The sequence below is a fragment of the Acinetobacter sp. 1000160 genome (genome assembly GCF_000588715.1).
GTDB classification, from domain to species: Bacteria; Pseudomonadota; Gammaproteobacteria; order Pseudomonadales; family Moraxellaceae; genus Acinetobacter; species Acinetobacter courvalinii.
This window is the reverse complement of sequence record NZ_JFWP02000020.1, coordinates 1-2047: the sequence shown is the minus strand read 5'-3', so window position 1 is coordinate 2047 and position 2047 is coordinate 1. Positions and strand designations below refer to the sequence as shown.

At 45.4% G+C, this 2047-nt stretch carries 3 protein-coding genes and 2 tRNA genes; all 5 read left to right on the top strand.

The annotated features are described in order from the left end of the window. The first annotated feature begins 46 nt into the window (after nt 1-46). Nucleotides 47-838 (top strand): triose-phosphate isomerase, encoded by a 792-nt coding sequence (gene tpiA, locus J699_RS00190; RefSeq protein WP_032870578.1) that lies wholly within the window; start codon nt 47-49, stop codon nt 836-838. 12 nt (nt 839-850) lie between these two features. Next, on the top strand, nt 851-1180 hold the full coding sequence (secG, locus tag J699_RS00195; RefSeq protein WP_032870579.1) for a preprotein translocase subunit SecG: 330 nt from the start codon (nt 851-853) through the stop codon (nt 1178-1180). A 56-nt stretch (nt 1181-1236) separates the two neighbouring features. Next, nucleotides 1237-1321, top strand: a tRNA-Leu gene (locus J699_RS00200). A gap of 45 nt (nt 1322-1366) precedes the next feature. After that, nucleotides 1367-1443 (top strand) — tRNA-Met (locus J699_RS00205). A 199-nt stretch (nt 1444-1642) separates the two neighbouring features. After that, nucleotides 1643-2047, top strand: a 405-nt coding sequence (rimP, locus tag J699_RS00210) for a ribosome maturation factor RimP (RefSeq protein ID WP_032883010.1), incomplete at its 3' end; no start/stop codon positions are given.

Sequence of the window (2047 nt, the reverse complement as noted above, 5' to 3'; positions counted from 1 at the left end):
GTAAAATATGCAGCATTTTTGAAAATTAACAGTAGGCGGGCGAAGGATGTCGAATTCGACCATTACCCCTTGGGTTGTTGGCAATTGGAAGATGAATCCAATGCATGCGAATGCTTTCCAACTAATAGAAGAATTTAAGCAGTTATTACAGCAGGACAATATTGCTGCTGAGCAATGCCATATTGGTGTCGCACCAACCAGCATTGCCTTGACTGGGGTTCAGGCTCAGTTAAAAGATGCAGCCAGAGCCGTATATACCGTGGCTCAAGATCTTTCACGTGTAGCTGGCACGGGTGCCTACACAGGTGAAGTCAGTGCGGAACTGTTAAAAGACAGCCAGATTGAATATGTATTGATTGGACATTCTGAGCGCCGTGAGTTATTCGGTGACAATGTCGAAATATTAAAAGCCAAGCTGCAAAATGCCTTGAGTGCAGGTTTAAACGTGATTTATTGTGTCGGTGAAACTCTGGAACAGCGTGAGCAGGGTGCAGCAGAGCAGGTGGTATTACAACAGATTTGTGACATTGCAGCGGTGGTAAAAGCTGAACAATGGCAAAATATTGTGGTAGCGTATGAACCGATCTGGGCTATCGGGACGGGTAAAACCGCGTCACCCGCAGATGCTCAGGCGATGCATGCAAAAATCCGTGAAGGCTTAAAGCAGATTACGGCATTTGGCGCCACGACTGCGATCTTGTACGGTGGTAGTGTGAAGGCTGAAAATGCGGTTGAATTGGCGGCATGTCCAGATATTAATGGTGCTTTGGTAGGCGGTGCGTCTTTAAATGCACAATCTTTTTACCAAATCGCAAAAGCATTTGCGCAAAGCAAATAACGAGGAATAGAGATGTATAGTTTTATACTCGTTGTCCACATCATTCTAGCAATTTTGATTATTGCTTTGGTTCTGGTACAACAAGGTAAAGGTGCAGAAGCAGGCGCATCCTTTGGTGGTGGCGGTGCTGCAACCGTATTTGGTGCGTCAGGCGCAGGCAACTTTTTAACTCGTATGACTGCGATTTTTACAGCGCTGTTTTTTGTCACCAGTTTGACACTCGCTGTGTTTGCCAAGAAACAAACTACAGATGCCTATAGTTTGAAATCTGTTCAAACGACGACATCTGCGCCAGCAACATCGCCTGAAACTTCATCAAATGCACCTAAAACGGCTGAATAAGTCGATTTAGGACTTTCCTTTTTGTATTGAAAGGAATAGAATGCGTCCCACAAACTGCGGTGGTGGTGGAATTGGTAGACACGCTACCTTGAGGTGGTAGTGCTTTCGGGCGTGGGGGTTCAAGTCCCCCCTTCCGCACCAAACTTAATAACCAGTTAAGTTCGGTGTATGCAGTGTTTGTGTTGATGCGGGATGGAGCAGTCTGGTAGCTCGTCGGGCTCATAACCCGAAGGTCGTTGGTTCAAATCCAGCTCCCGCTACCAAGTTTCTAAAAAGAGGCTCACAATAAGGTGGGCCTTTTTGCACAGTGGGCTAAGCTTTTCTGTGTAACATAGGGGCGATTTACGCCCTTTTTTATTGGTTGTTTAGCTATCGTGTAGTTGTTCGACATCAATTGGTCAAATAGTCGTGCTTCACTATACGGTTAAGATTGATTGGCTCGTATAAGAGCGACGAGAGTACATGAAATTATCAAATAAATCACAAGCATTGCATGATCTTATTGCGCCAGCTGTAGCTGCGTGTGGTGTAGATCTGTGGGGGATTGAATTCCTGCCACAAGGTAAGCGTTCTTTACTACGTATTTATATCGATAAAGCGGTAGATGAGAGTGCTGAACCTGTCCTCAATGAAGATGGTGAAGTTGAACTCGGGCGTGGTATTGGCGTTCAGGATTGTGTTCTGGTAACACAACAAGTGGGTGCAATGCTTGATGTCCATGATCCAATTTCCGGTGAGTATGCTTTAGAAGTGTCATCACCAGGTTGGGATCGTCCATTTTTCCAACTTAATCAATTCCCTGCCTATATCGGGCAACAAGTGGCTTTACGATTAATTGCTGCTGTCGAGAACCGTCGCAAATTTCAG